General features: G+C 69.0%; 20 protein-coding genes and 1 pseudogene. 10 read left to right on the top strand and 11 right to left on the bottom strand.

Going from position 1 to position 22,038, the window contains the following annotated elements; translation table 11 throughout:
• Positions 1-160 precede the first annotated feature (160 nt).
• Positions 161-313 (top strand): annotated as a pseudogene (locus tag C6N31_RS44250) (UDP-N-acetylmuramoyl-tripeptide--D-alanyl-D-alanine ligase); the annotation flags it as partial.
• Between the two features lie 11 nt (positions 314-324).
• Complete coding sequence (locus C6N31_RS45255; protein ID WP_269287348.1) at positions 325-447, top strand: hypothetical protein; 123 nt, start codon at positions 325-327, stop codon at positions 445-447.
• 9 nt (positions 448-456) lie between these two features.
• Here the strand turns inward: C6N31_RS45255 and C6N31_RS27775 are convergent, their stop codons facing one another.
• Both C6N31_RS27775 and C6N31_RS27770 read right to left on the bottom strand, forming a co-directional pair.
• On the bottom strand, positions 457-1,566 hold the full coding sequence (locus C6N31_RS27775; protein WP_187144696.1) for a lipid II:glycine glycyltransferase FemX: 1,110 nt from the start codon (positions 1,564-1,566) through the stop codon (positions 457-459).
• Entirely contained in the window at positions 1,563-2,738 is a 1,176-nt protein-coding gene (locus C6N31_RS27770; protein WP_138351792.1) for an endonuclease/exonuclease/phosphatase family protein, read from the bottom strand. The genes C6N31_RS27775 and C6N31_RS27770 overlap by 4 nt, the downstream gene beginning before the upstream one ends.
• 87 nt (positions 2,739-2,825) lie before the next feature.
• Here C6N31_RS27770 and C6N31_RS27765 point away from each other — a divergent pair, with 87 nt between their 5' ends.
• Entirely contained in the window at positions 2,826-3,521 is a 696-nt protein-coding gene (locus tag C6N31_RS27765; protein ID WP_138351793.1) for a response regulator transcription factor, read from the top strand.
• Between the two features lie 10 nt (positions 3,522-3,531).
• A complete protein-coding gene (locus C6N31_RS27760) occupies positions 3,532-4,626 on the top strand; it encodes a sensor histidine kinase (RefSeq protein WP_138351794.1) in 1,095 nt (364 codons plus the stop codon).
• A 52-nt stretch (positions 4,627-4,678) separates the two neighbouring features.
• Here C6N31_RS27760 and C6N31_RS27755 read toward each other — a convergent pair whose 3' ends face one another.
• The 4 genes from C6N31_RS27755 to C6N31_RS27740 form a co-directional block, all read right to left on the bottom strand.
• Positions 4,679-5,296 (bottom strand): hypothetical protein, encoded by a 618-nt coding sequence (locus C6N31_RS27755; protein ID WP_138351795.1) that lies wholly within the window; start codon positions 5,294-5,296, stop codon positions 4,679-4,681.
• A gap of 353 nt (positions 5,297-5,649) precedes the next feature.
• Positions 5,650-6,006 carry a hypothetical protein gene (locus C6N31_RS27750; protein ID WP_138351796.1) on the bottom strand — a complete coding sequence of 119 codons (357 nt, stop codon included), beginning with the start codon at positions 6,004-6,006 and terminating at the stop codon, positions 5,650-5,652.
• A 732-nt stretch (positions 6,007-6,738) separates the two neighbouring features.
• Positions 6,739-7,125 (bottom strand): hypothetical protein, encoded by a 387-nt coding sequence (locus tag C6N31_RS27745; protein ID WP_138351797.1) that lies wholly within the window; start codon positions 7,123-7,125, stop codon positions 6,739-6,741.
• A 5-nt stretch (positions 7,126-7,130) separates the two neighbouring features.
• Positions 7,131-8,762: an amidohydrolase family protein gene (locus tag C6N31_RS27740; RefSeq protein WP_138351798.1), complete on the bottom strand. Its 1,632-nt coding sequence runs from the start codon at positions 8,760-8,762 to the stop codon at positions 7,131-7,133.
• 143 nt (positions 8,763-8,905) lie between these two features.
• Here C6N31_RS27740 and C6N31_RS27735 point away from each other — a divergent pair, with 143 nt between their 5' ends.
• The 5 genes from C6N31_RS27735 to C6N31_RS27715 all read left to right on the top strand — a co-directional run bounded on the left by C6N31_RS27735 (position 8,906) and on the right by C6N31_RS27715 (position 17,922).
• A complete protein-coding gene (locus C6N31_RS27735) occupies positions 8,906-9,718 on the top strand; it encodes a uracil-DNA glycosylase family protein (RefSeq protein ID WP_198358504.1) in 813 nt (270 codons plus the stop codon).
• A gap of 78 nt (positions 9,719-9,796) precedes the next feature.
• Positions 9,797-11,698 (top strand): copper resistance CopC/CopD family protein, encoded by a 1,902-nt coding sequence (locus C6N31_RS27730; RefSeq protein ID WP_306665029.1) that lies wholly within the window; start codon positions 9,797-9,799, stop codon positions 11,696-11,698.
• A gap of 396 nt (positions 11,699-12,094) precedes the next feature.
• Entirely contained in the window at positions 12,095-16,768 is a 4,674-nt protein-coding gene (locus C6N31_RS27725) for a DUF6531 domain-containing protein (protein WP_307811556.1), read from the top strand.
• Between the two features lie 30 nt (positions 16,769-16,798).
• The gene (locus tag C6N31_RS27720; RefSeq protein WP_138351802.1) at positions 16,799-17,542 is read left to right on the top strand and encodes a hypothetical protein; all 744 of its coding nucleotides are present in this window, start codon (positions 16,799-16,801) and stop codon (positions 17,540-17,542) included.
• Positions 17,543-17,547: 5 nt separating this feature from the next.
• A complete protein-coding gene (locus C6N31_RS27715) occupies positions 17,548-17,922 on the top strand; it encodes a hypothetical protein (RefSeq protein ID WP_187144697.1) in 375 nt (124 codons plus the stop codon).
• An 85-nt stretch (positions 17,923-18,007) separates the two neighbouring features.
• Here C6N31_RS27715 and C6N31_RS27710 read toward each other — a convergent pair whose 3' ends face one another.
• The 4 genes from C6N31_RS27710 to C6N31_RS27695 all read right to left on the bottom strand — a co-directional run bounded on the left by C6N31_RS27710 (position 18,008) and on the right by C6N31_RS27695 (position 20,467).
• Entirely contained in the window at positions 18,008-18,661 is a 654-nt protein-coding gene (locus C6N31_RS27710; RefSeq protein ID WP_198358503.1) for a GNAT family N-acetyltransferase, read from the bottom strand.
• Positions 18,662-18,791: 130 nt separating this feature from the next.
• The gene (locus C6N31_RS27705; protein WP_138351805.1) at positions 18,792-19,604 is read right to left on the bottom strand and encodes an SDR family NAD(P)-dependent oxidoreductase; all 813 of its coding nucleotides are present in this window, start codon (positions 19,602-19,604) and stop codon (positions 18,792-18,794) included.
• A gap of 78 nt (positions 19,605-19,682) precedes the next feature.
• Entirely contained in the window at positions 19,683-20,021 is a 339-nt protein-coding gene (locus tag C6N31_RS27700) for an ArsR/SmtB family transcription factor (protein ID WP_138351806.1), read from the bottom strand.
• The gene (locus C6N31_RS27695) at positions 20,018-20,467 is read right to left on the bottom strand and encodes an SRPBCC domain-containing protein (RefSeq protein ID WP_138351807.1); all 450 of its coding nucleotides are present in this window, start codon (positions 20,465-20,467) and stop codon (positions 20,018-20,020) included. The genes C6N31_RS27700 and C6N31_RS27695 overlap by 4 nt, the downstream gene beginning before the upstream one ends.
• Before the next feature lie 333 nt (positions 20,468-20,800).
• Here C6N31_RS27695 and C6N31_RS44245 point away from each other — a divergent pair, with 333 nt between their 5' ends.
• Positions 20,801-21,076 carry a hypothetical protein gene (locus C6N31_RS44245; RefSeq protein ID WP_232485747.1) on the top strand — a complete coding sequence of 92 codons (276 nt, stop codon included), beginning with the start codon at positions 20,801-20,803 and terminating at the stop codon, positions 21,074-21,076.
• 17 nt (positions 21,077-21,093) lie between these two features.
• Here C6N31_RS44245 and C6N31_RS27685 read toward each other — a convergent pair whose 3' ends face one another.
• Entirely contained in the window at positions 21,094-21,990 is an 897-nt protein-coding gene (locus C6N31_RS27685; protein ID WP_198358502.1) for a LysR family transcriptional regulator, read from the bottom strand.
• Between the last annotated feature and the right edge of the window lie 48 nt (positions 21,991-22,038).

The following is a 22,038-nucleotide window of genomic DNA, read 5'->3' as shown; positions in this document are numbered from 1 at the left end:
AGTCAAGGCAGTGTGACGTTGCCGGAACGTATGGGGTTTTCGATATGCCGGCGATACACCACCCGGCCTTCAATGAAGGAATGCCCTTCGACGAAACAGCCTCCCGCAGCCTCTGCCCTGCCGGCCTGCTCCCGCTCGGCGGCCCCCGCGCCGCGCGGTCATGATCCCGCTCAGCCTCGGCGAGATCGCCGAGGTCGTCGGCGGGAGGGTCCAGGGCGACAGCTCCGTGACGGTGACCGCGCCGGCCGTGCTCGACGGCCGGCAGGTCGAGCCGGGCGGCCTCTTCGTCGCCTTCACCGGCGAGCACGTCGAGCGCGGGCGGCGGTGCCGGCCGACAACGACGCGGCCGTCCACTGGCTGCGCGGCCACGTCGTCGCCGGCGATGTGGTGCTCATCAAGGCCTCCCGCGGGGCGCACCTCGACATGGTCGCCGCCGCGCTCGCCTGAGATGCGGACTCATCGCCCGCGCCTCATATAGAGATCGAAAGCCCGGTAGACCATCGGCCGTAGCGGCAGGTCCCACTCGCCGACGTATCTCACCGCCTGACCGCCGGTGCCGACCTTGAACTGGATCAGTCCGACGTGCGGGTCGTCGGCGTCGAGGGTGGGGGTGACGCCGCGCAGGTCGTAGACGTCGCATCCGGCCGCCAGCGCGTCGCGGATCATCGCCCACTGGCAGGCGTTGGAGCCGCGGACCTCGCGCTTCCCGGTGGAGGAGGCGCCGTAGGAGTACCAGGCGCGGGCGCCTACGCGGACCAGGATGGCGGCGGCGACCGGATCGCCCTGGTGGTGCGCCAGATAGAGCTTGATCCGCTCGGGGTCCTCGGCGCTCAGCGCCGCGAACATGGTCTCGAAGTAGCGCAGCGGCCGGGGCCTGAAGCGGTCGCGCTCAGCGGTGTGGATGTAGAGGTCGTGAAATGCTTTCAGGTCCTCACCGACCGTGACCTCGACTCCCTCCTTGGCCGCTTTCTTGATGTTGCGGCGCCACTGCTGGTTCATGCCCCTGAGCACGTCGCCCTCGGTCCTGCCGGCCAGCGGAACCTCGTACTTGAACTGCGGATGCCCGACCCCGAACCCGTCCTCCGGGCTCTGCGGCAGCCAGCCGGCATCCCTGAGCCGGCTGGTCACGTGGGCGCCGACCTGGCCATCCCCCTGACTCCGCAGCTCGGTCAGCCGCTGGACGCCCGGGTCGGCGATACCCTCCTTGATCTGGGCCGCGCTCCAGGAGTCCGTGCACACCGGCGGGCCGAGCCGGATCGCGAACGCGCCGTGCGCCTTGAGGTACGCCGCCAGCGGGTCGAGCCACGCGTCGATGTCGCCGGCCCAGTCGATGACCGGGCCCTCGGGCAGATAGGCCAGCGTGAAGCGCTCGAACCGCGGCACCGGTCGGTGCAGGACGAGCCCGGCACCGACCAGCCGCCGACCGTCGAACCAGCCGAGGGACTCGCTGCGCCACTCGGTCTTGACGCGGCCCCATGCCGGGGTCTGCAGGAAGCTGACCGACCGCTGGGCCCGCACGAACTCCAGGTGCTCGGCCGCGCTGATCGGCCCGACGGTCGGCCTCACGCCCGCCCCCTGCCGGTCGACCAGCTGATGCCGGCCGCCACCGGCAGGTGGTCACTGCCGGTGGCCGGCAGTGACCACGAACTTCTCGGCTGGACACCGCGGACCAGGATCTGGTCGATCCGCGCCACCGGGAAGTTCGCCGGCCAGCTGAAGCCGAAGCCGTCCCCGGCCGCGTCCTGGACCGAGCGCAGCTGCGAGGTGATGCCGGCGAACGCTCGGTCGTCGATGGTGCCGTTCAAGTCGCCGAGCAGCACCACCCGCTCGTTCCGCTCGGCGGCGATGGCCTTGCCGAGTGCCTGCGCGCCTCTGTCCCGCGAGCCTGTCCAAAAGCCCGCCCTGGGATTCACCCGCACGGACCCCAGGTGGGCCACGTACACCGCCAACGGCCCGTGGTCGGTGCTCACCGTGGTGCGCAGCGCCCGGTTGTAGGCCATCTTGACCTCCATCGGCTTGGTGTCCCCCAGCGGACCGTAGTCCGTCTCGATGTCGACCGGCCGGGTGTCGGACAGTGGCAGCTTGCTCCACAGTCCGACCGTTCCCCGCACCGTGTGGTGGGGGTACGGCTTCGCCAGTTCCTTCTCGTACGTGTTCAGGGCCTGCGGTGTGAACTCCTCCAGTGCCAGCAGGTCCGCACCGGAGGCGGCCAGGTCGCGGGCGGTGCCGGCCGGGTCGGGGTTGTCGGCGCCGACGTTGTGGCTCACCACGGTGAGGTCACTGCCGTCGTGGGACTTGTCGACCAGCATCCCGCCGAAGAGGGTCAGCCACACCGTCACCGGCAGCAGCAGCGCGACCACCGCAGAGGCGGAGCGGCGCCACAGCGCACCGGCCAGCAGCAGCGGGATGAACCCGCCGAACCATGGCAGGAAGGTCTCCACCAGGCTGCCGAGTCCCACGGTCCGATTCGGGATCTTCGCGTGCAGCAGCATGAGCAGGCCGAGGAGCAGCGCCAGTGCCGCGAGCACCAGGCCGCGCTTCCAGAACCCCGCCCGGAAGCCGAATGGGGCATCCCCTGCTCGAGCCCAACGGAGAACTCGGGGAAGGATCGCCCGGCGAACGCCCGCGCGCCAGGTCCCGCCCGTGCCGGCCGCCGGAACACCCGTTCCGGTACCTGTCGCGCGGGTATCCCCCGGGCTGTCCTGCGCTGTCTCCGCTGTTGGTGGGGTTCGGCTCATACCGCCAGTCAAGGCGGCGCGGTGTTGCCCGCACGTATGCGGATTTCGATACGCCGACGATATGCGCCGACCCGTAGCCTGAAGAACATGCGTGTGCTGATCGTCGAGGACGAGCCCTACCTGGCAGAAGCCATCCGCGATGGTCTACGCCTGGAAGCGATCGCCGCCGACATCGCGGGGGACGGCGACACCGCTCAGGAGCTGCTGGGCATCAACACCTACGACATCGCCGTCCTCGACCGCGACATCCCCGGACCGTCCGGCGACGAGATCGCCAAACGCATCGTCGCCTCCGGCAGCGGCATGCCGATCCTGATGCTCACCGCCGCCGACCGTCTCGACGACAAGGCCTCCGGCTTCGGACTCGGCGCCGACGACTACCTCACGAAACCGTTCGAACTACAGGAACTCGTGCTCAGGCTCAGAGCACTCGACCGCAGGCGTGCGCACACCAGGCCTCCCGTACGAGAGATCTCAGGTTTGCGCCTGGATCCGTTCCGCCGCGAGATCTACCGCGACGACCGCTACGTCGCGCTCACCCGCAAGCAATTCGCCGTGCTCGAAGTCCTCGTCGCCGCCGAAGGCGGTGTCGTCAGCGCCGAGGATCTCCTGGAACGCGCGTGGGACGAGAACGCGGACCCGTTCACCAACGCCGTACGCATCACGGTCTCGGCCCTGCGCAAACGCCTCGGCGAACCCTGGATCATCACCACCGTGCCAGGCGTCGGCTACCGCATCGACACGCAACCCGGGGCCGTCCACGGAGGAGAAGACCGTGGATAGGGCACCTGGGATGAGCGTTCGCCTCAAACTCACCCTCAGCTACGCCGGATTCCTCATGGTGGCCGGTGCCTTGCTGCTCGCGGCCGTGTGGGTTTTCCTCCTCCGTTATGTCCCGGACCGTGCGATGCTCATCAACCCTGATGACAAGCCCACGCATGGTGTCTTTCCCATCCGGTCCGGCCTCCTTAACGTCTTCGCGCCGAGAGCGGCCGCAGTACTGGCGATCCTGCTGGTGTTCGGCCTCGTAGGAGGGTGGATCCTCGCCGGCCACATGCTCGCCCCCCTGACCCGCATCACACACGCCACCCGCATGGCCACGAACGGATCACTTTCTCACCGGATCCGGCTACCGGGCAGCAAGGACGAGTTCCGCGAACTCGCCGACGCCTTCGACGCCATGCTCGCGCGTCTCGAAGAGCACAACGCCGAACAGCAGAGATTCGCAGCCAACGCCTCCCACGAGTTGCGCACCCCGCTGGCGATCTCGAAGGCACTGCTCGACGTGGCCCGCACCGATCCGAACCACGACACCGGTGAACTCGTCGACCGCCTCCACGCCGTCAACACCCGAGCCATCGACCTCACCGAGGCACTGCTCCTGCTCAGCCGCGCCGGTCAGAGGTCCTTCACCCGAGAACCGGTCGACCTGTCCCTCATGGCGGAAGGAGCCACCGAGACACTCCTCCCCCTCGCGGAGAAGCATGGCGTCACCCTCGAAACCAGCGGCGACGTCGCCCCGGCGAACGGATCGCCGGCACTCCTGCTGCAGCTGACCACGAACCTCGTACAGAACGCGATCGTCCACAACCTGCCGGAACACGGCAGCGTATGGGTCCACACCAGCGTCGGCCCCAACACCGTGGTACTCACCGTCGAAAACACCGGCGAGCAGCTCTCGCCGCACCTGGTCTCGACGTTCACCGAACCCTTCCAGCGCGGTACTGAGCGCATCCACACCGCCCGGACAGGCGTCGGTCTGGGCCTGGCCATCGTCAAAACCATCACCCAGGCACACGACGGAACCCTCACCCTCACCCCGCGCTCTGCCGGCGGGATCCGCATCACTGTGGAACTACCCGCGACATCCCCGTGCACCGACGGGTGAAGAACTGAGCGGGTGCTGGGACCTGACCACAACCGGCGGAGTCTTCCGTGGCTCAGCCGGGTCGGAAGGAGACCCGGACGTTGGCGTCCAACGGGATGATCAGCACGTTTCCGCGATCCACAGTCCAGGACTGCGGAATGATGAACATCCGGTCGCCGGACTGGGCAAGCAAGCGCAGTCCCCGGTAGCGGAACCTGAAGTGTTGCTGCGGTGTGCCCTCGGGAAGGACGGTCTCCTGCACTCCCGGGTACTGGAAGTACAGCCGCTCGGTGGTGTCGAGCACCACCTGCGGTCTGAGCCACAGACGGTCCGTCAGATAAGCAGCGTCGCTTTTGCCATGGTCCTGGGCATAGATGTTCACCGTCCAGAACGACGAGAGCACGATCAGCGCGGCAACGATGGCCAGCGCGGCCTTCTCCCGTAGGACCGGGTACCGGCCGCCGGAAATCTTGACGAGGAGCAGTCTCCCGTACATCAGCACCACCAGACCACCGCCCAGGAACAGCGGTGTCCCCAGCGAGCCGGCGTAGAGCACATCGAACCCGCAGAGCAGCCCGACGAGGAAGAGCAGCAGCCCGCACGCGATCACGGCGAGCGAAGCCCAACGGACGTACGGCGGGGTGGGCGCGTCCGACCGGCCGAGTGACGCGACCAGGTAGTACGCGAGCACCCCCAGCAATCCGACGACCAGCGCCGCCCCGATGGGCAGGAAGAGCGCGCCGCCACTGCGCAGGGCGTAGTCCTGGGTGGAGAAGCCCAGGGTGGCCGCGTCGATCCCGAACTGCTCGTACAGCGCGTCGGTGTAGGCGAAACCGAAGTAGAGCAGCAGCGCCCCGATGAGCGTGGTGGGTGCGACCAGCGTGGTGAGCGTACCCAGCCAACCGGCCCAGGGTGAAGGACCCGCTTCGGGCTCACCGGCATCGCCCCCGTTCCCGCCGGTGCCGGGATCGGCGCCCGGGTCGGGAACAGGGGCCGGGGCAGGGTCCGGGACGGGGGCCGGCTCGGGGGCCGGATCGGCCGGGCTCAGGGTGTGCTCGCGTCGGACGTCGCGGGTCCTTCGGAGACATCGGGGGTATCGGGGGTGTCGGGGCTGTCCGGGGTATCGGGGCTGTCGGGGGTGTCAGAGGGTACGGGCGGGGCGGACGAGGGCGGATGGATCGGATCGCTGAACGTGGTGACGGGGCCGCCGCCGTCCTGGACCAGGGTGCCGCACATAGTGTGCGTAATGCGCGGTGCAGTGGCGGCGAGATGGAATTCGTCGAAGTAGCTCGCCCCCGGCGCCACCGAGATGTGTCTACTCACCGACTGGGCCGGCTGCCCGGGGGTGCAGTCATGGAACTCCAACTGCGCTTCGTAGGCGGCTCCGGTGGTGTTATTCACATCCACATTGACCGGGTTGGGCCACTGCCCGGAGAATTTGGCGGACGGTTTGGGACCGTCCTTGAAGCCGCCGTTCGGCTTCGCAGTTCTTTTTGACCCTCGCTGGACTCTTCCGAGCCCTCCACCGGTGGGGTTGCGTTCGGGTCGAGAGACTCCTCCGAAGTGGCGGACGTCCCGCCGGAGGGGCTGTCGTTGCCACCACCTGACGAGCATCCGAGGAGCAGCGGGGCCGCTGCTCCGAGCAGTGGGACCACTGCCAGGAATCGCCTGCCGCTCGCCGCGAGCATGGGCCGGGACCAGTCCATAGAGCCTCCGAGACTGAGGGGACGGACGGACCGAAAGTAGACCGGGGGCATAGGCGATGGGCACGCACAACACGGCGTCGAGGTGGAATTTCACGCGTCCGGGCGCTACGCCCTGCCCGGCGGGGAGGCCGGCCCCTTGGGAGTCGCGTCCCCCTTCGGGGCCGCGGGGTCATCGGAGTCCGGAACCTCTGACGCGTCGGCGTCAAGTTCGCGCATGCGGCGGTGAATCGCCTCGCGCGGGTTGGCTGCACGAGGCTCTTCGTCTTCCGGCGGTTCCTCTGGTGTCCGACCGGCTTTGGACCGTTCGATCAGCGCATGGATCCGATCCGCGCGCGCCTTGCTGTCCTCGGAGCCCACGGAGCCCTCCGAACTCTCGGGATTCTTACGGCCCTTCGGGTCCTTGGGGCCTTTGGGGTCCGCTCTCCCCTCACCCATGGTCCTTGGCTCCGCCTTCCCAGGTGCCTTCCAGGGTCTGACCTGACTGGAGACCCTGAATCTGGGTCCGCCAGGCGTCGGCGCGTGAGGTGGTGGACTTCTTGACCAGCGCGGTCAGGGTCTGTGCTGAGGTGAAGCGGTCGGACTGCGGACCGCTGTCGGCGATGCGTAGCGCCGTCTTGGTGCGGGAATCGATGGCGGAGCGCAGGCTGCCCGCGCGGGCGGTCAGCTTTCCGAGGTCGCGGAACTGGGGCTTGGCGGTGTCGAACCAGACCTGCTGCCACCAGTGGTCGGTGACCGGTTCCCGCCAACTGAGGTATCCGCCGGGTACCGCCGGCGCTTCGCATCCGAGGAACGGAGTCCGGGCCGAGTCGTTCAAGTCCGTCAGGTCAGGAGGTCGGAGAGCTGGGCTCCGAAGTGGTCGGGCAGGTTGGCCTCGTCGGCGAGGAGGGCGAGGAAGGCGGTGTCGGACGAGGCGGTCAAGCCGTCGAGGGACAGCGGGACGAGCCCGTCCTGCCGCGCAAGGCGTGTTGCGATCTGCGGCCCCGTCGGCTGCCCGCCGTTGCCGCGCAGTGCCAGGCGTGGGCGCAGCTCCGCGCCGGTGGGTCGTATCTCGTCGAGTGCGAGCTGCCAGTGCAGGTCGCCGTCGGGCCGGGCCGTCACCCGCGGCTGCGCGGCTCGTGCTGCCAGCGCCGGCAGGTCGTGCAGCGCGTGGGAGAGCCGGCTGGTGGCCTCGGCCAGCGTCACCCCGGCGACGATCGGGTCGGCGGAATCCTGCTGGAGGTTGAGTACATGATCGGCGGGGGCGCCCGTGGCCGTGTCTTCCAGCGGCGCCCCGGGAGCCAGGGCCGTCATGAGCCGGCGGGTGCCGTAGCGGGCGACGCCGTCGATGGTGACGAGGCGGATGTCCTCGTCACCGGCGTCGATCAGGGATCCGTAGGGATCGCCGGCAGCGCCGGAGATGGTGAGCAGGTCGGCGCGCATGCCGGGCCGCAGCGAGCCGAGGGTTTGGTCCCACTGCAGAATCGTGGCCGCGTCCCGGGTGGCCATGGCGACCAGTTCGCGGTCGGAGAACACTCCCCCAGCCGCGTCGGATGCCAGACGGGCGGCTTTGAGTTCACCGAGCAGGCCTTTGCTTCCGGAGATGGCCCAGTCCGAGCCCAGTCCGATGAGAACGCCGGCCTGTTTGGCGGCCGCGATGTCGGCGGTCTTCCCGTACAGCAGCAGGTTGGACAGCGGCGACCACACCATCGAGCCGCCGTGGTCGGCGAGTATCCGGAAGTCTTCGCCCGTCAGCGCGGTGCAGTGGATGCCGACCAGGTTCTCCGTGATGGCCCATTGGCCCGGCTGGAACTCCAGAGCCTGGAAGTGCGCACGCGCGGCAGCGTCGGTGCCCTCGGCCAGATGCAGCAGGAGCCGGTGCGGCTGCCGCAGCCGGGCCAGGAACCGGGCCGCGTCCACCGCCTCGACATCGGCTATCCGGGAGCCGGCCTCCGGCAGCGCGGGGTCGTCGGTCTGCTCGACGTTGCGAACGATCCCCCGATACATCCGGCGCGCCCCGGCGTTGCTGAACAGAGCGATGCCCTGACTCGTCGTCGTCCCGTTGACCAGGGCCTTGGCCTCGACGTACCGCACCACGGCGGGCATCAGCCGGGGATCCTCGCCGAGCACCGTCATCGGTCCGGTCACCAGGCGGTGGTAGTCGGGGTTCCGGCTACCGCCCCACTGCGACCGGTTGCTGTACTTCTTGGGCACCGGCCACAACTGCAGAACGTCGTAGGGCAGATGGTTGTGCAGTTCGATCAGACCGGGGTATATCGTGCCGCCGCTGACGACCGGACCGATGTCCTCGAACCCCGGCGGTGCGGGCGCCCCGGCAGGCTGCACCGCCTCTATCACGCTGTCCCTGATGTACAGAACACCATCGGCGACGACGGTGTTGTGCGGGTCGAGGGTGACAAGCCGCCCGCGCAGTGCGAACGGTGAGGTGTCCGGGGCGTTGGCTGGGGGCGGCATAGGTGCGTCCCTTCGCTGCGCCCACAAGGGACGACCGTCGAAGCGTTCGGGCCAATACCATGGCCCTCTTCCAGAATGCCGTGCGCCTACCGATATGTCACCATTTGGCATATCCATTCGCCCACCTGGAGTAGGAGCCCCACGTGCATGAATTCGACCCGGGCTACGCCCTCGAGCCCTATGCGACCCTGGCGCGCTCCTACCCGGGCCCGGAGGTCTATCCGGCCGAGGACTTCCGCATCGAGTGGGGCCCGATCTTCCACCGTGGACGGCTCGACGGCACCGCCCGCGTCCTGGTCCTCGGCCAGGACCCCGCCGCCCACGAAGCCATCGCCCGCCGCATCCTCGTCGGCACCGCCGGCCGCCGCTTCCAGGGCTTCCTGGGCAAGCTCGGCATCGACACCAGCTACGTCATGATCAACACCTATCTGTACAGCGTGTACGGCCAGCACGCCGGCAACGCGCACGCCACCGACCCGGACATCGCCCTCCACCGGCACGCCTGGCTCGACGCCCTGACGGGGCACAACCCGATCCAGGCCGTCATCGCGCTGGGCAGCCTCGCCGACACCGCCTTCCACACCTGGCGCAAGACCCCGGCAGGCGCCGCCTTCACCGGCGCCTACCAGCACGTGCTCCACCCCACCTACCCCGACAGCGCCGCCGCATCCGGCGCCGACCCGGTCGAGGCGATGACCAAGCTCCTCACCAGCTGGAACGCGGCGCTCGACGCCCTCCACGGCACGGTCACCGCCGACACCGACCGACCGTTGGTCCGCTACGGCAGCACCCTGACAGCCGCGGACCTCGCCACCATCCCCGAAGCCGACCTGCCGCCGGGTCTGCCCGCGTGGATGCGCTCCGACGAGCCATGGGCCGCCCGAAAGGGGGCCACTTCCGCCGAGAAGCGCGCCACGATCACCGTGCGGATCCCGGAGGACCTCAGACCTTTCTGACGCGGACCCTGAGTGACCGCAGGACACTCCTCCTTCGGCTTACTGAGCAGATGAGGGCCGGAGTGCGTACTCCTTGGCATGCTCCTCGCCGCAGTTGTCTCCCTCTGTGTCTCCGCGCAGTGTGTTGCCGCTCGCCCCGTGCGGTCGGTACGGGCACGGCTTCGCGATGAGAGGACAACGCGAGGTAGAAGCCTGGGGCGCATCCTCCTGTTGTTGTGCGTCGCTGTGGGGGTCCTGCTCGGCGGGGCCGGCTCTGCCGCCTCGCACGCGGTACTCCGTGGGAGCGACCCGGCGGACGGTGCCATCGTCAAGAGAGCACCGACGGTCGTCACCCTCACCTTCACCGAGGGAGTCACGGTCTCCGATGACTCCGTCCGGGTGCTCGACCCTGGCGGTCGGCGCGTCAACGAGGGACGGCCCAGGCATGCCGCGGGGAAGTCCGGCACCGTGCAGACCACGCTCCGCGGGAACATGCCCAGGGGTACGTTCACGGTCGCGTGGCGCGTCGTGTCCGCCGACAGCCACCCGATCTCCGGCGCCTTCACCTTCTCGGTCGGCGAGCCTTCGGCGACGTCGGCGATCGTGCCCCGGTCGTCGGCCGGCGACACAGCCGCGGGGCGTCTCTACGACCTCGGCAGATACGTTGCCTACCTAGGGTTTTCGCTGCTTGTCGGTGCAACGGCCTTCGTGCTGGTGTGCTGGCCGGCCGGCGCAGGGCAGCGTCGGCTGCAACGGCTCGCGGTCGCCGGCTGGTGCGTCCTGTTCGTCTCGACGCTGGCCATGCTCATCCTGCGCGGCCCGTATGAAACCGGCAGCAGTCCTGGCTCCGGCTTCGAGCTCGCCGCGGTGCGTCGGACCCTGGACACCAGGCCCGGCGCGGCGCTGGGTGGGAGAATCGCGCTTCTCACCGTAGCGGGCATCTTCCTCTTCCTGACCACAAGGACGCTGAGCCACACGCCGGTTCGGGACCCACCCGGGAAAGAGAACGCCACGGCCGGTTGGTGGCCGGAGCGGGCAGGACACCGGACTCTGATCGTGACAGGCGTCGTTCTGGCGCTCGCCCTCGCGCTGACCTGGGCGGCAGCGGAACACGCCTCTGTGGGCATTCAAGTGCCGTTGGCGATCCCGGTCGCGATGGTCCACCTCCTGGCCATGGCCCTGTGGACGGGGGGTCTGGCCGCATTGTTCATCGCCCTCCGACGCTCGTCCCAGGACTCTTCACTACCAGTCACTGCCATTTCCCGGTTCTCACGCATCGCGTTCGCCTCGGTCGTGGCTCTCCTCGGCACCGGCATCTACCAGTCCTGGCGTCAGCTCGGCTCATGGGATGCCCTCACCGGCACGTCCTACGGACGATGGCTGACCCTCAAGACCCTTGTCGTTCTCGGGCTGCTGGCCGCCGCGACCTATTCCCGCAAGTGGACAGGCGAGCTGATCCGCGATTCCAGTGAACCGCGTGTCCTGGCGGGCAGAGCGTCCGCCCATGTGAGCGCACTGGTCGGTGTGTCACACGAGGCAGGCGGCAGCCGCTCGCTCCCGGCACCGGACGACGACCCTCCCGCCGTCGGCTCCGGCCCGGATCCCACTGAGCCGGCTGCCTCTCCCAGCCCACGTCGCCGACTGCTCCGCACGGTCGGAACGGAAGTTGCCATAGGCATCGCGGTATTGGCGATCTCCACCGCCCTCACCGGAACGCAACCCGGTCGAGCAACCATCGAGCAGTCCGCCGAAGCCGCCTCGACAACCGTCCCGGGCATTGCCACCGTGCTGGTCCCCTTCGACATGGGCACCCACGGCGGGCGTGGACAGGTACAAGTGACCCTTGAACCCGCGCGCGTAGGTGACAACACGCTGCAGGCGGTCATTTTCGCCGGGGACGGCGGCATCGCAACCGTCCCAGAACTACGCATCACCTTCACGCTGCGCAAACAGAGTATCGGCCCGCTGGATTCCAAGATCGTCAACCGTGGGGGTTACTGAGGCACGGAGAGCGTCAAGCTCCCCATGGCGGGCAGTTGGACGATGAATGTCACGGTACGAACCTCGGAGATCGATCAGATCACCACGACGAAAGACGTGAACATCGCGCCGGACCAAGCTCCGCAGGAATGACGGCAGCCCGCGCGGTTCCTCTCCCGTCCGCGGCCTTCCCTGCGGCCGACGTGCGCCTCGATGCCCACCGGCGCGCCGGACCGGGAACCGAACTGCTGCCCCCGGCAGTCTTCCTGACCGTCAACCGCACCTTCCGGACCCTCGGACGTGGGGGTCGGGTGGAGGCTTCGCTTCCGGATGTGCCTCCGCCACCCGAATGTCGATAAGGTCAAGCTCAAGCAAAACGTCGAACGTTCGGCGGTGATGGATGCACGGGGGCACAAAGTGGCGAATCGTCCGACGGATTGGCATGTGCTGGACCTGGACCGGGATCCGGTCCCCGGGGACCCGTACGAGGTGAAGGAACTCGCCCGCAAACTGGGCGACTTCGCCGACGACGTGTCCTCGGCCCTACGGTCCGTCCGCGGGCTGAGCGGTAACAACGCGGTGCAGGACTGGGCCGGCCTGGCAGCCGACGCGTATCGCGAGCAGTTCGGCGACCTGCCCGGCGAACTGGACAAACTGGAGAAGTCCTACCGGCTGGCGTCCGGGGCGTTGGAGACGTACTGGCCGAAGCTGGAGACCGCACAGGCCGACGCCGACCGGGCCCTCTCGCAAGGTCGTGCTGCCCGCCAGGACCTCGATGCCGCCAAAGCCACCCAGACCAACGCCAATGACTGGGTGAAGCGGGCCGGCGACAAGTCCAAGGAGTACCAGGCCGACCCCAAGCCGGGCGTGGAACCGCCGTCCGCAGAAGAGGTCCGCACCGCCACCCGTAACGCTCTGGACGCCTCCAACGCCCAGAAGTCCGCGAACACCGCCGTCCACGACGCCCAGCAGCGCCTGGACGCGGCGAAAGAACTCGCCGCGCAGGCAGCCCATCTGCGGGACACCGCCGCAAGCACCGCTGAACACGCCCTGCACGAGGCCTCGGACGCCGGCATCAAGAACAAGCACTGGTGGGAGAAGGCGGTCGACTGGGTCGCCGACCACTGGGACGAGATCGTCGCCGTCTGCAAGGTGATCGTCGCCGTCCTCGGCATCATCGTGATGATCATCGGCGGGCCGCTCGCCTGGATCGTGCTGGCCGCAGCCCTCGTGGTGCTCGCCGACACCCTCATCAAATACGCGCAGGGCAAAGCCGGCCTCTGGGACGTGCTCTTCGCTGCGATGGACTGCATCCCCGGCTTCAAGGGCCTGACCACCCTCGGCGGCCTCGCCAAGATGGCCAAGAACCTGCCCGCGCTCCTCAAGAGCGGCAAGGCCCTGGAGAACGTCGCCAACAGCCTCCGCAAGGGCGGCCAGGGCCTGCGGGACGCCTACAACTCCCTGCGCAAGGGCGCCAAGGATGAAATCGGCGCGGGCAAGCCGATGGAGGGCCGCTGCAAGGGCGGCGACCCGATCGACATGGTCTCCGGTGAAATGCTCCTCTCCGAGACGGACGTGGAGCTGCCCGGCCTGCTCCAGCTCGTCATCGAGCGCACCCACATCTCGTCGTACCGCTCCGGAGTCTGGTTCGGCCCGTCATGGACCTCCACCCTCGACCAGCGGCTGGAGGCCGACGCCGAGGGGCTCGTCCTCGCCGCCGAGGACGGGATGCTGCTGGCCTACTCCGTGCCCCGCCCCGACATGGCGGTCCTGCCGCACCACGGCCCGCGCTGGCCGCTGCACTGGGACGGCACCCCCGGCGGAGAGATACGCATCACCGATCCGGCGACCGGCCACACCCGCCACTTCACCCTGGCCGAGCCGCCTCCCGGGGCCTTCAACGGGCTGGTGGCGCTGCCGCTGCGTGGCATATCCGACCGCAACGGCCACCGCATCGACATCGAGCGGCTGGAGGACGGCACGCCCGTCGAGGTCCGGCACAGCGGCGGCTACCGGATCGCGGTCGAGACGCATGAGCGCCGTATCACCGCCCTGCGTCTGCTCGACACCGATGACGGCCCCGAGGGCACCGTCCTGCGCCGCTACGCCTACGACGTCAACGGTGACCTCTCCCGCGTCGTCGACGCGGTGGGCCACGCGGCACTTCTCGCGTACGACGCGGACGGCCGGATCATCGAGCGCGTCGACCGCAACGGCAGCTGGTACCGGTGGGAGTACGACAGCGCGGACCGCTGTGTCCGCGGTACGGGCTCGGACGGCTTCCTCGACTGCGTCATCGACTACGACACCGAGAACCGCGTCAACCGGTACACGGACTCCCTGGGCCACACCACCACCTACCGGTACAACGAACTGCGTCAGCTCACCGCCCGGACGGACGCCGAGGGCAACACCACCATCCGCGAGTGGAACGCCGACAACCGCCTGGACTCCGTGACCGACGCCCTCGGTCGCACCGTCAGCTACGGCTACGACGAAGCCGGCAACGTCGCTTCCCTCACCCGGCCCGACGGACACACCATGCGGGCCGTCTTCAACGACCGGGCGCAGCCCGTAGAGGTCGTCGAAGTGGACGGCGCGACCTGGCGGTACACATACGACGAGCGGGGCAACCGGCTGTCGGTCGTCGACCCGGGCGGCGCCACGACGCGCTACACGTACGACGAGCGGGGCTGCCCGTCCTCGACCACCGATGCCCAGGGCCACACCCGGCGGGTGACCGCCGACCCGGCCGGGCTGCCCCTCGTGCTCACCGACCCGCTCGGCCACACCACCACCGCCCGACGCGACGCGTTCGGCCGCGTCCACACCGTCTCCGACGCCCTCGGGCGCGTCGAACGCTACGGCTGGACCACCGAGAGCAAACCCGCCTGGCGCGAGACCCCGGACGGCGCCCTGGAGACCTGGGAGTGGGACGGTGAGGGCAATCTGGTCGCGCACACCGACCGGATCGGGAACACGGCCCGCTACACCTTCACCCACTTCCACCACCCGGCCACCCGCACCACCGCGGACGGCACGCGGTACACCTTCGGCTACGACACCGAGGCGCGGCTCGCCACCGTCACCGATCCCCGCGGCCTGACCTGGGACTACGAGTACGACGCGGCGGGCCGGCTGGTCCAGGAGACGGACTTCGCCGGCCGGACCCTGCGCTACACGCCCGACCCGACCGGGCAGCTGACCGCCCGGACCAACGGCGCGGGCGAGACGACCACCTTCGTCAGGGACGTCCTGGGACGACCGGTGAAGGAGCACTCGGTCCACGGGACCAGCACCTTCACGTACGACCCGGCCGGGGGCGTGCTCCGCGCCGCCAATGCCACCACCACCGTGGACCACGAGTACGACGTCTTCGGACAGACGCTCTCGGAGACCATCAACGGCCGCACGACGACCTACGCCTACGACGTCCTCGGACGGCGCACGCAGCGGCGCACCCCGGCCGGCACCCTCTCCACCTGGACGTACGACGCCGCAGGCCGGCCCGTGACCCTGGACACCGACGGCAACCGGATCGACTTCGACTTCGACGAGGTGAACCGGGAGACCTCCCGCGCCCTGGGACCCGATCTCTCGCTCACCCAGAGCTGGGACGTCAGTGGCCGGCTGAGCGCCCAGACCGTGTCGCACGGCGGGAGCGCCGCCGGCTCCATCCTGCAGCAGCGTGAGTACGCCTACCGCGCCGACGGCTTCCTCGGCGGGATTCAGGAACTGACGAGCGGCAGCCGGCGCTTCGACCTCGACGCGGAGGGCCGCGTCACCGCGGTGCACGCCCACGGGTGGACCGAGACCTACGCCTACGACAGCGCCGGAAACCTCACACACGCCGACACCCCCGCCCACGCCGGTACCGATCCGGAGACCGGCGCACCGGATCCCACCCGCGAGTTCACCGGCAACCGTCTGCGCCGGTCGGGCCGTACCACCTACGAGTACGACGCCCAGGGCCGGCTGATCCGCCGCCACACACGGCTGCTGAACGGACAGACCCGTACCAGCACCTTCACCTGGAACAGCGACGACCGGCTGACCGGCACCGTCACCTCCGACGGCACCCGGTGGGCCTATCACTACGACCCGGCGGGCCGCCGCACGGCCAAGCAGCGCCTCGCCGAGGACGGCACGGTCGCGCAGGAGACCCGCTTCAGCTGGGACGGCACCCGGCTGGCCGAGCAGATCACCAGCACGGGCGCCGCGACCACCTGGGACTACGCCTCCGGCACCCACCGGCCGCTGACCCAGCTCGACCGGGAACCCGGCCGTTCCGACCCTTCCGTGACCGACGTCCGCTTCCACGCCATCGTCACCGACCTGTCCGGTGCCCCGGCCGAACTCGTCTCACCCGACGGCCGGCTGGCCTGGCAGCTGCGCACCACCACCTGGGGCACGCCCCTCCCCGGCTCCTCCGAGGGCGCCGAGGTGGACTGCCCGCTGCGCTTCCCCGGGCAGTACGCCGACCCGGAGACCGGCTGGCACTACAACTACTTCCGGCACTACGACCCGGATACGGCCCGCTACCTCTCCCCGGACCCGCTCGGCCTGTCCCCGGACCCCAACGACTACGCCTACGTCACCAACCCGTTCACCTTCTGCGACCCGCTCGGACTCGCCTCGATCAACGGCCCTGGAGGGCTGTGGATGCGCGACCCGAACTCCCCGCCGTCGGTCGGACACAACCGCGACAGCGAGTTCCCGAGCAGCTACCGCCAGAGCACCCATGACGCGATGACCGCGAAATGGACCGAGCAGGGCATCGCGCAGGGCGGCACGCCGGTCTACCTGGACGGGCCCAACAAGGGCCAGCGGATCCCGCGCAGCGAACTCGACTGGTTCAACTCCCGCGGTGAGTCCATTCCCGGCGACCCGAAGATCCTGACCTACGAACACCTGCACCCGTGTGTCGACCACTACAACGAGACCGGCTTCAACACCGACCGCGCCGCGCGCGCCGATTTCTACAACGACGTCGATAACCTGGAGCCCATGACCCGCAGCGAGAACTCGCGCGGCGGCTCTCAAATGGACAATTACCGCCAGGACACGGGGCCGAACTACTCCTGCACCTAACGGGGCGGGACAACGAGAAGGAGACAGACGATGGACCTCACATCCACGGTGTCCGCGCTCCCGGGCGCCACACCGGTCGAGGGGCTGCCGGACGCCTGGCACTGGTCGCGCGCGGTGTTCAACTTCGACGCTGTCCTCACCCCGGACAAGAGCCGGTCGTTGCAGATGAACGTCATGGGCCGGTACGACGCGGGGCTGGCCCGCGCCGTTCTGGAGTTCGCCCGTGAGCACAGCGCGGAGTTCGCCGCCGGGGACCGGCCGCTGGTCGCCGTCGGGGGGTTCTCGTATCCCGGCTGGGAGTTCGACACCATTGTCGCGGTGGGTCCCGCCGTGCACGACTACCATTCCCAGGCGCTTCCCGAGCTCCACCAGGCGACGCTTGCGGTCTTTCCCGGATACCGGAACGAATTCTCCGGGACCGAGACCGAGGACGAGGCGTGGGAAAGGTTCAGGAAGATGCTGCAGCCCACCAAGCTGGAGCGCGAGCAGGTGCCCTTCCTGAAGCTGAGCTACACCAACACCCGCACCCAGGGCGGCAGCAAGGGCCCCGACCGCGTTCTGGCACCCCTGTCCCGGCTGCTGCGCGAACTGCCGCTGCTGGAAGACGCGCCCGGCAGTCACGTCGAATGGGAGAACGCGGCCGGCGAGGTCTCCCGGGCCGAGTGGGACACAGCGCTGACCCTTTCCGGGGCCTCTGGGAAGCGCGAGATCACCATCGATGAATTGCTGAAGTACTCCGAGCAGAACGTGACGGGTGCGGGCAGCGGATCGTGACGCGGGTGCGGGCGCGGACCTGGAGCGGGGACACGTGGGACGACCCCCACGAGGACCAGCTGTACGACCTGCTCAGCGAGATGAACCTGCTTCATCGATTCGTCATCGTCGAACGCGTCGATCCGCCACTGCCGGGAGAACACTTCATCCAGGTCCACCTCAACGACGACCTGAGCTGCCTGATCGAGTACCGCGAGGGCGGGCCCCAGGCCCACTTCCAGGCCGACGTCGCCGCCCCGTTCGACATGTACGGCCATGACGTGGTGGCCGACGTGGTCAAGAGCTGGGCCCGCGACGACGGCCGCTGGCGCGACGCCCTGCCCTGGAGACCGCTCCTCGGCAGTGCCGACACCGCCGGCAACGCCGAGGAGCGGCCCTGAGACCGTGGACCGCCTCAGGGAGAGCCGCTCCAGGCACATCGGGCATGGGCCTTCTCCGAAGGCGAGGCCTGGCCGGAGAGCGATCTCACCGAGCGGCAGCCGACGGCTCGTAGCAGAGGCTCGTCATCGGGGAGTGCATGGTCCAGCCCAGCGAGGAGTAGAGCGCCCGGCCCTCGGGCGTACCGACCAGGACGCCGGTCCTTGCACCGGCTTCGTACGCGGTGCTCTGCAGCGTGCGCATCACCAGGCCGCCGAGCCCCTGGCGCCGGTGCTCGGCGGCGGTCTCGACCTGGTCGACCACGACATGGGCGCCTGCCTGAGCGATCTGTCCACGGGCGGCGAAGTGCCCGGCAGGCATGCGGACCAGCACTCGGCCGACACCACCCCGGGTCCAACTGGTGAGCGTGTACCCGGCCGGCACCTCAGGGTGCTCCGGTCCCAGGTGGCAGGTCATCAGAAACCCGGGACTGTCGCACCGCCAGCCCGGCCCGGCCCAGGGCAGGACCGCCTGCTCCTCGGCGAACAGCTTCAGCCACGTCCCGGGCGCGCTCGTCGCGGCGACGATCTTGCGCACATCGGCTTCGGAGGGCTCCGGCAGCACGTGCCGGGCGACGTGCTGGGGCTGCCCGACGTCGATCGTCCACCCCCACGGCTCGTCGATCGGGTCCGAGCTGCCGCGGGAGACGACCCAGCCGCTGATCCACATCCGCACGAGCTCACTGATCCTGGTGTCCGGCATCGCCGCCCGCCCCCTGATGGGTAATAGGTGCTAGTTCGTAGTGCACCTTACTCAACAGGGGTGGGATTTGACCATAGGAGCACGTCGCCCGACCGAGGACCGCAAGCGATCGCCACCGGACATGGCGGCCTCAGTCGACCAGCGCGCCGGCGGACAGATTGGCGATGGTTCCGGTCATGGCTCCAGCCCGATCCGAAGCCAGGAACGCGGCTGTCTCCGCGATTTGGGAGAGCGTGGGCAGCCTCTTGAGAAGCGTCCCCTGCACCATCCCCCCGCCTTCGAGCATTTCCTGGACCGACTGCCCGGCCGCTGCCGCGGTCTGCTTGAAGAGGTCCTTGGTGTAGGAACCGGCTGCCGGCGCATCGACGACAGCGTGTGGACGGATGCAGATCACCCGGATGTTGTCGGGTGCCAGCTCCGCGGCCAGAACCCGCGAGAAGGCCTCCTTGCCGGCCGCGCTCACGCTGTGCCCCAGGATGCCGCGCACCGCCAGTTTCGAACCCGGCTCGGACAGGGTCAGGATGACGCCAGGACGCTCGCGGCCCATGTGCCGTGCCACAGCCTTGCTGGTGATGAACAACGTCCGCAGAAAGCCATCGATCGGCCGCATGAACTCTTCCAGCGAGAGGTCCGCCAGCAAGGTCCCCTGGTCGTGCATGACACTCACGGCGTTCAGGGCGATGTCGATGGTGCCGGCCGTCGCCGCGACCGCATCGGCGTGCTTCTCGACCGCCTGTTGATCGAGAACGTCGACCTGCGCGGTCTCGACCCTTCCACCTGTGGCGGCGATATCACGCGCCACGGCGTCGAGCTTCGCCTGCGTCCGCCCGGCGATGAAGACCCTCGCGCCTTCCCGGGCGAACACCCGCGCGACGGCGCCGCCGATGGCGCCCCCGCCTCCATAGATCACGGCGTTCTTGTCGCCGAGCAGCAATCCACTCATGGTGTCCTCCACAGGTGACTGGTTCTTCCGGATGATGACGCAGGCAGCGCGGTGTGATCTCTTCCGGCGGCCTGTCGGTCAGTCGCGTCTCTGACGCTGGATCTCTTCCGCGATGCGCTTGATGCGGTTCAGTCGCGCATCCCACGTCTTGCCGACCTCATTCAGCTGCCGGACGGCACGGGCCAGCTGCGCCTCGTCGACCTCGTAGCGCCGCTCGCGGCCCATCGGTGTCGCGTGCACGAGGCCTGCGCGATCGAGGACGCCCAGGTGCTTGGTGACCGCTTGGCGCGAGATCGGGAGACGCTCGCTCAGGCTGGTCGGCGTACCGACTCCTTCCGCGAGCAGCAGGTCGAGCAGGCGGCGCCTGCTCGGGTCGCCGATCGCCGACCAGAGTTCGTCGTCGACGGCGACGGTCACTGCGTCACCGCGGAAGGGGCGTAGCTCTGCAGCCTGGGCAGGAACAGGTCCCAGCCGCGCTCGTGGTCGTGGAAGGACTCCTCGAGCACGGCGGCTTCCCAGCCCTTCTCCCGCCAGCCGCTCTCGGTCAGGCGCACGACCGTGCCGTCTCCGGAGGGCTCGAGCTCGAAGGTGACCAGGAGAGAGTTGTCCGCATCGGGCAACTGACCCTCAGGAGCGACCCAGCGGAACGCGAACCTGCGGGGCGGATCCACGTCGACCACCGTGATCGCTTCGACCCCGGCACGGTCGCCCCACACCAGTTCGCCGACCGCTCCTGGCGCAGGCTCGAACGACGCGTCATCGGACCACCACATCTTGATGTGCTCGGGACGACTCACCACATCGAACACGATCTCCGGTGCCGCGTCGATCCGGATCTCGCGCTCCAACTTTCCGAACTCCATCACGGACCCTCCGATAGGCAACCATTGGTTGCACATGACTCTAGTGGCGGCACCGGCCATCCGCAACCTCTTGTTGCGCAATGAGCGCGAGTGCGCTCCGCGGCGACATCACCCGATCCACGACTCTCTTGACAACTGCCCACGCACCTGACGGGCAACTACCCGCTGCACAGCCGCAAGCCGACCGCACCGGGCGTCGCGTTCATCGGCGACGCCGTCCTGACCGGCGATCCCCTGTGGGGATGCGGGTGGGCCCTGCAGTCCGCGCTATGGCTGGCAGAGGCGGTCGCCCCAGCCGCAGCCGGCCAGGACCACCTCGACAGGTCACTCGCGATGTACGCGCGCAGGCACCGGCGCCGGCTGCGCGGCCACCAGTTTCTGGCCGCCGACTTCGCCAAGGCCCGTCCGTTCTATCCCATGGAGCGGCTGATGTTCTCGGCGGCAGCGCGCGATGAATCGGCGCCCCGGCACATGCATCTGTTCGCATCCCGCCTGATCGGTCCGCTGCGCTTCTTGAACCCGGTTGCACTGGCCAAGGCCTCACCCGTCAACATCAAGCATCGCGGGGCGACTGCGCCACCCGCGGCCCTGTCACACACCGAGTCATGACCGGCTCCCCTCCCTGCTCACGCGCGCTCGGCGATCATGCCTACGACGTCTACGGCGATCTCGATCGCCCGTGCCGCGAGTGGGGAGTGGGTCCGATCCGCCTGCCACAGCAGGAAGATCTCGCGTGGCGGGAGCGCCGGCCGGAGTTCGTGGATGGACAGCGACTCATCGGAGCCGACGTCGGCACCGCCGACGGCGAGCTGCGGCAGTACCGCCACACCCATGCCGGCGCGCACCATCGACAGCACGGTTTCGTTGCCGGCGGTGCGGAACACGATCCGCGGCCGTACGCCGCGGTGTGCGAGCGCCTGCTCCAGCCGGGCCTGGTCGCAGATCGGTGGGTGCGCCACCATCGGTGCGGCGTCGAGTCCGGCCGGATCCACCGGTCCGTCGGGGAAAGTGCCGCGGCGTGCCACCAGCAAGTAGGGATCGTCGAGCAATTTGAGGTGTTCGACGTCGCCGTCGACACGGCCGTCGAAGAACATCAGGTCGAGTTCACCGACGTGTGGCCGGTCGGTCTCCTCCTCGAACAGCCTGATGTCGCAGCCGGGGTGCTCGTCCCGGAGCCGGCGGACGACCAGCGGCAGGATCACGTTGGACACGCTCTGGAAGGTGCCGATGTCGACCCGGCCGTCGCCGGCCTTGAACCGGTCCACGGCCGCTGCCATCGACTGGGCCTTCGCCAGCAACTCGCGTCCGTGTGCCAGCACCACGGCGCCGAGCGGGGTGATCCGCACCGGTTTCGGCCCGCCGGGCCGGTCGAACACGGCACCGCCGACGGCTTTCTCCAACGCCGCGATCTGCTGACTCACCGTCGACTGGGTGTACCCCAGCCGCGCGGCGGCCCGCCCGAACGAGCCCTCGTCAGCGACGGCGGCCAGCGTGGTGAGATGCCGCAGTTCGACGTCAGGCACGGGGCCCCTCGGAGCTCATAGACATCGCTGATCGTGATTGCTTCGATC

The organism is Streptomyces fildesensis, from assembly GCF_016107395.1.
GTDB lineage: Bacteria > Actinomycetota > Actinomycetes > Streptomycetales > Streptomycetaceae > Actinacidiphila > Actinacidiphila fildesensis.
This window is presented reverse-complemented; position numbering and strand designations above follow the sequence as displayed.

Coding starts and splice junctions, on each gene's coding strand:
- C6N31_RS27730 (WP_306665029.1), top strand. CDS start 9,797: ATGCTCCTCGCCGCAGTTGTCTCCCTCTGTGTCTCCGCGCAGTGTGTT.
- C6N31_RS27740 (WP_138351798.1), bottom strand. CDS start 8,762: ATGCCGCCCCCAGCCAACGCCCCGGACACCTCACCGTTCGCACTGCGC.
- C6N31_RS27695 (WP_138351807.1), bottom strand. CDS start 20,467: ATGGAGTTCGGAAAGTTGGAGCGCGAGATCCGGATCGACGCGGCACCG.
- C6N31_RS27705 (WP_138351805.1), bottom strand. CDS start 19,604: ATGAGTGGATTGCTGCTCGGCGACAAGAACGCCGTGATCTATGGAGGC.
- C6N31_RS27760 (WP_138351794.1), top strand. CDS start 3,532: ATGAGCGTTCGCCTCAAACTCACCCTCAGCTACGCCGGATTCCTCATG.
- C6N31_RS27770 (WP_138351792.1), bottom strand. CDS start 2,738: ATGAGCCGAACCCCACCAACAGCGGAGACAGCGCAGGACAGCCCGGGG.
- C6N31_RS27710 (WP_198358503.1), bottom strand. CDS start 18,661: ATGCCGGACACCAGGATCAGTGAGCTCGTGCGGATGTGGATCAGCGGC.
- C6N31_RS27765 (WP_138351793.1), top strand. CDS start 2,826: ATGCGTGTGCTGATCGTCGAGGACGAGCCCTACCTGGCAGAAGCCATC.
- C6N31_RS27720 (WP_138351802.1), top strand. CDS start 16,799: ATGGACCTCACATCCACGGTGTCCGCGCTCCCGGGCGCCACACCGGTC.
- C6N31_RS44245 (WP_232485747.1), top strand. CDS start 20,801: ATGTACGCGCGCAGGCACCGGCGCCGGCTGCGCGGCCACCAGTTTCTG.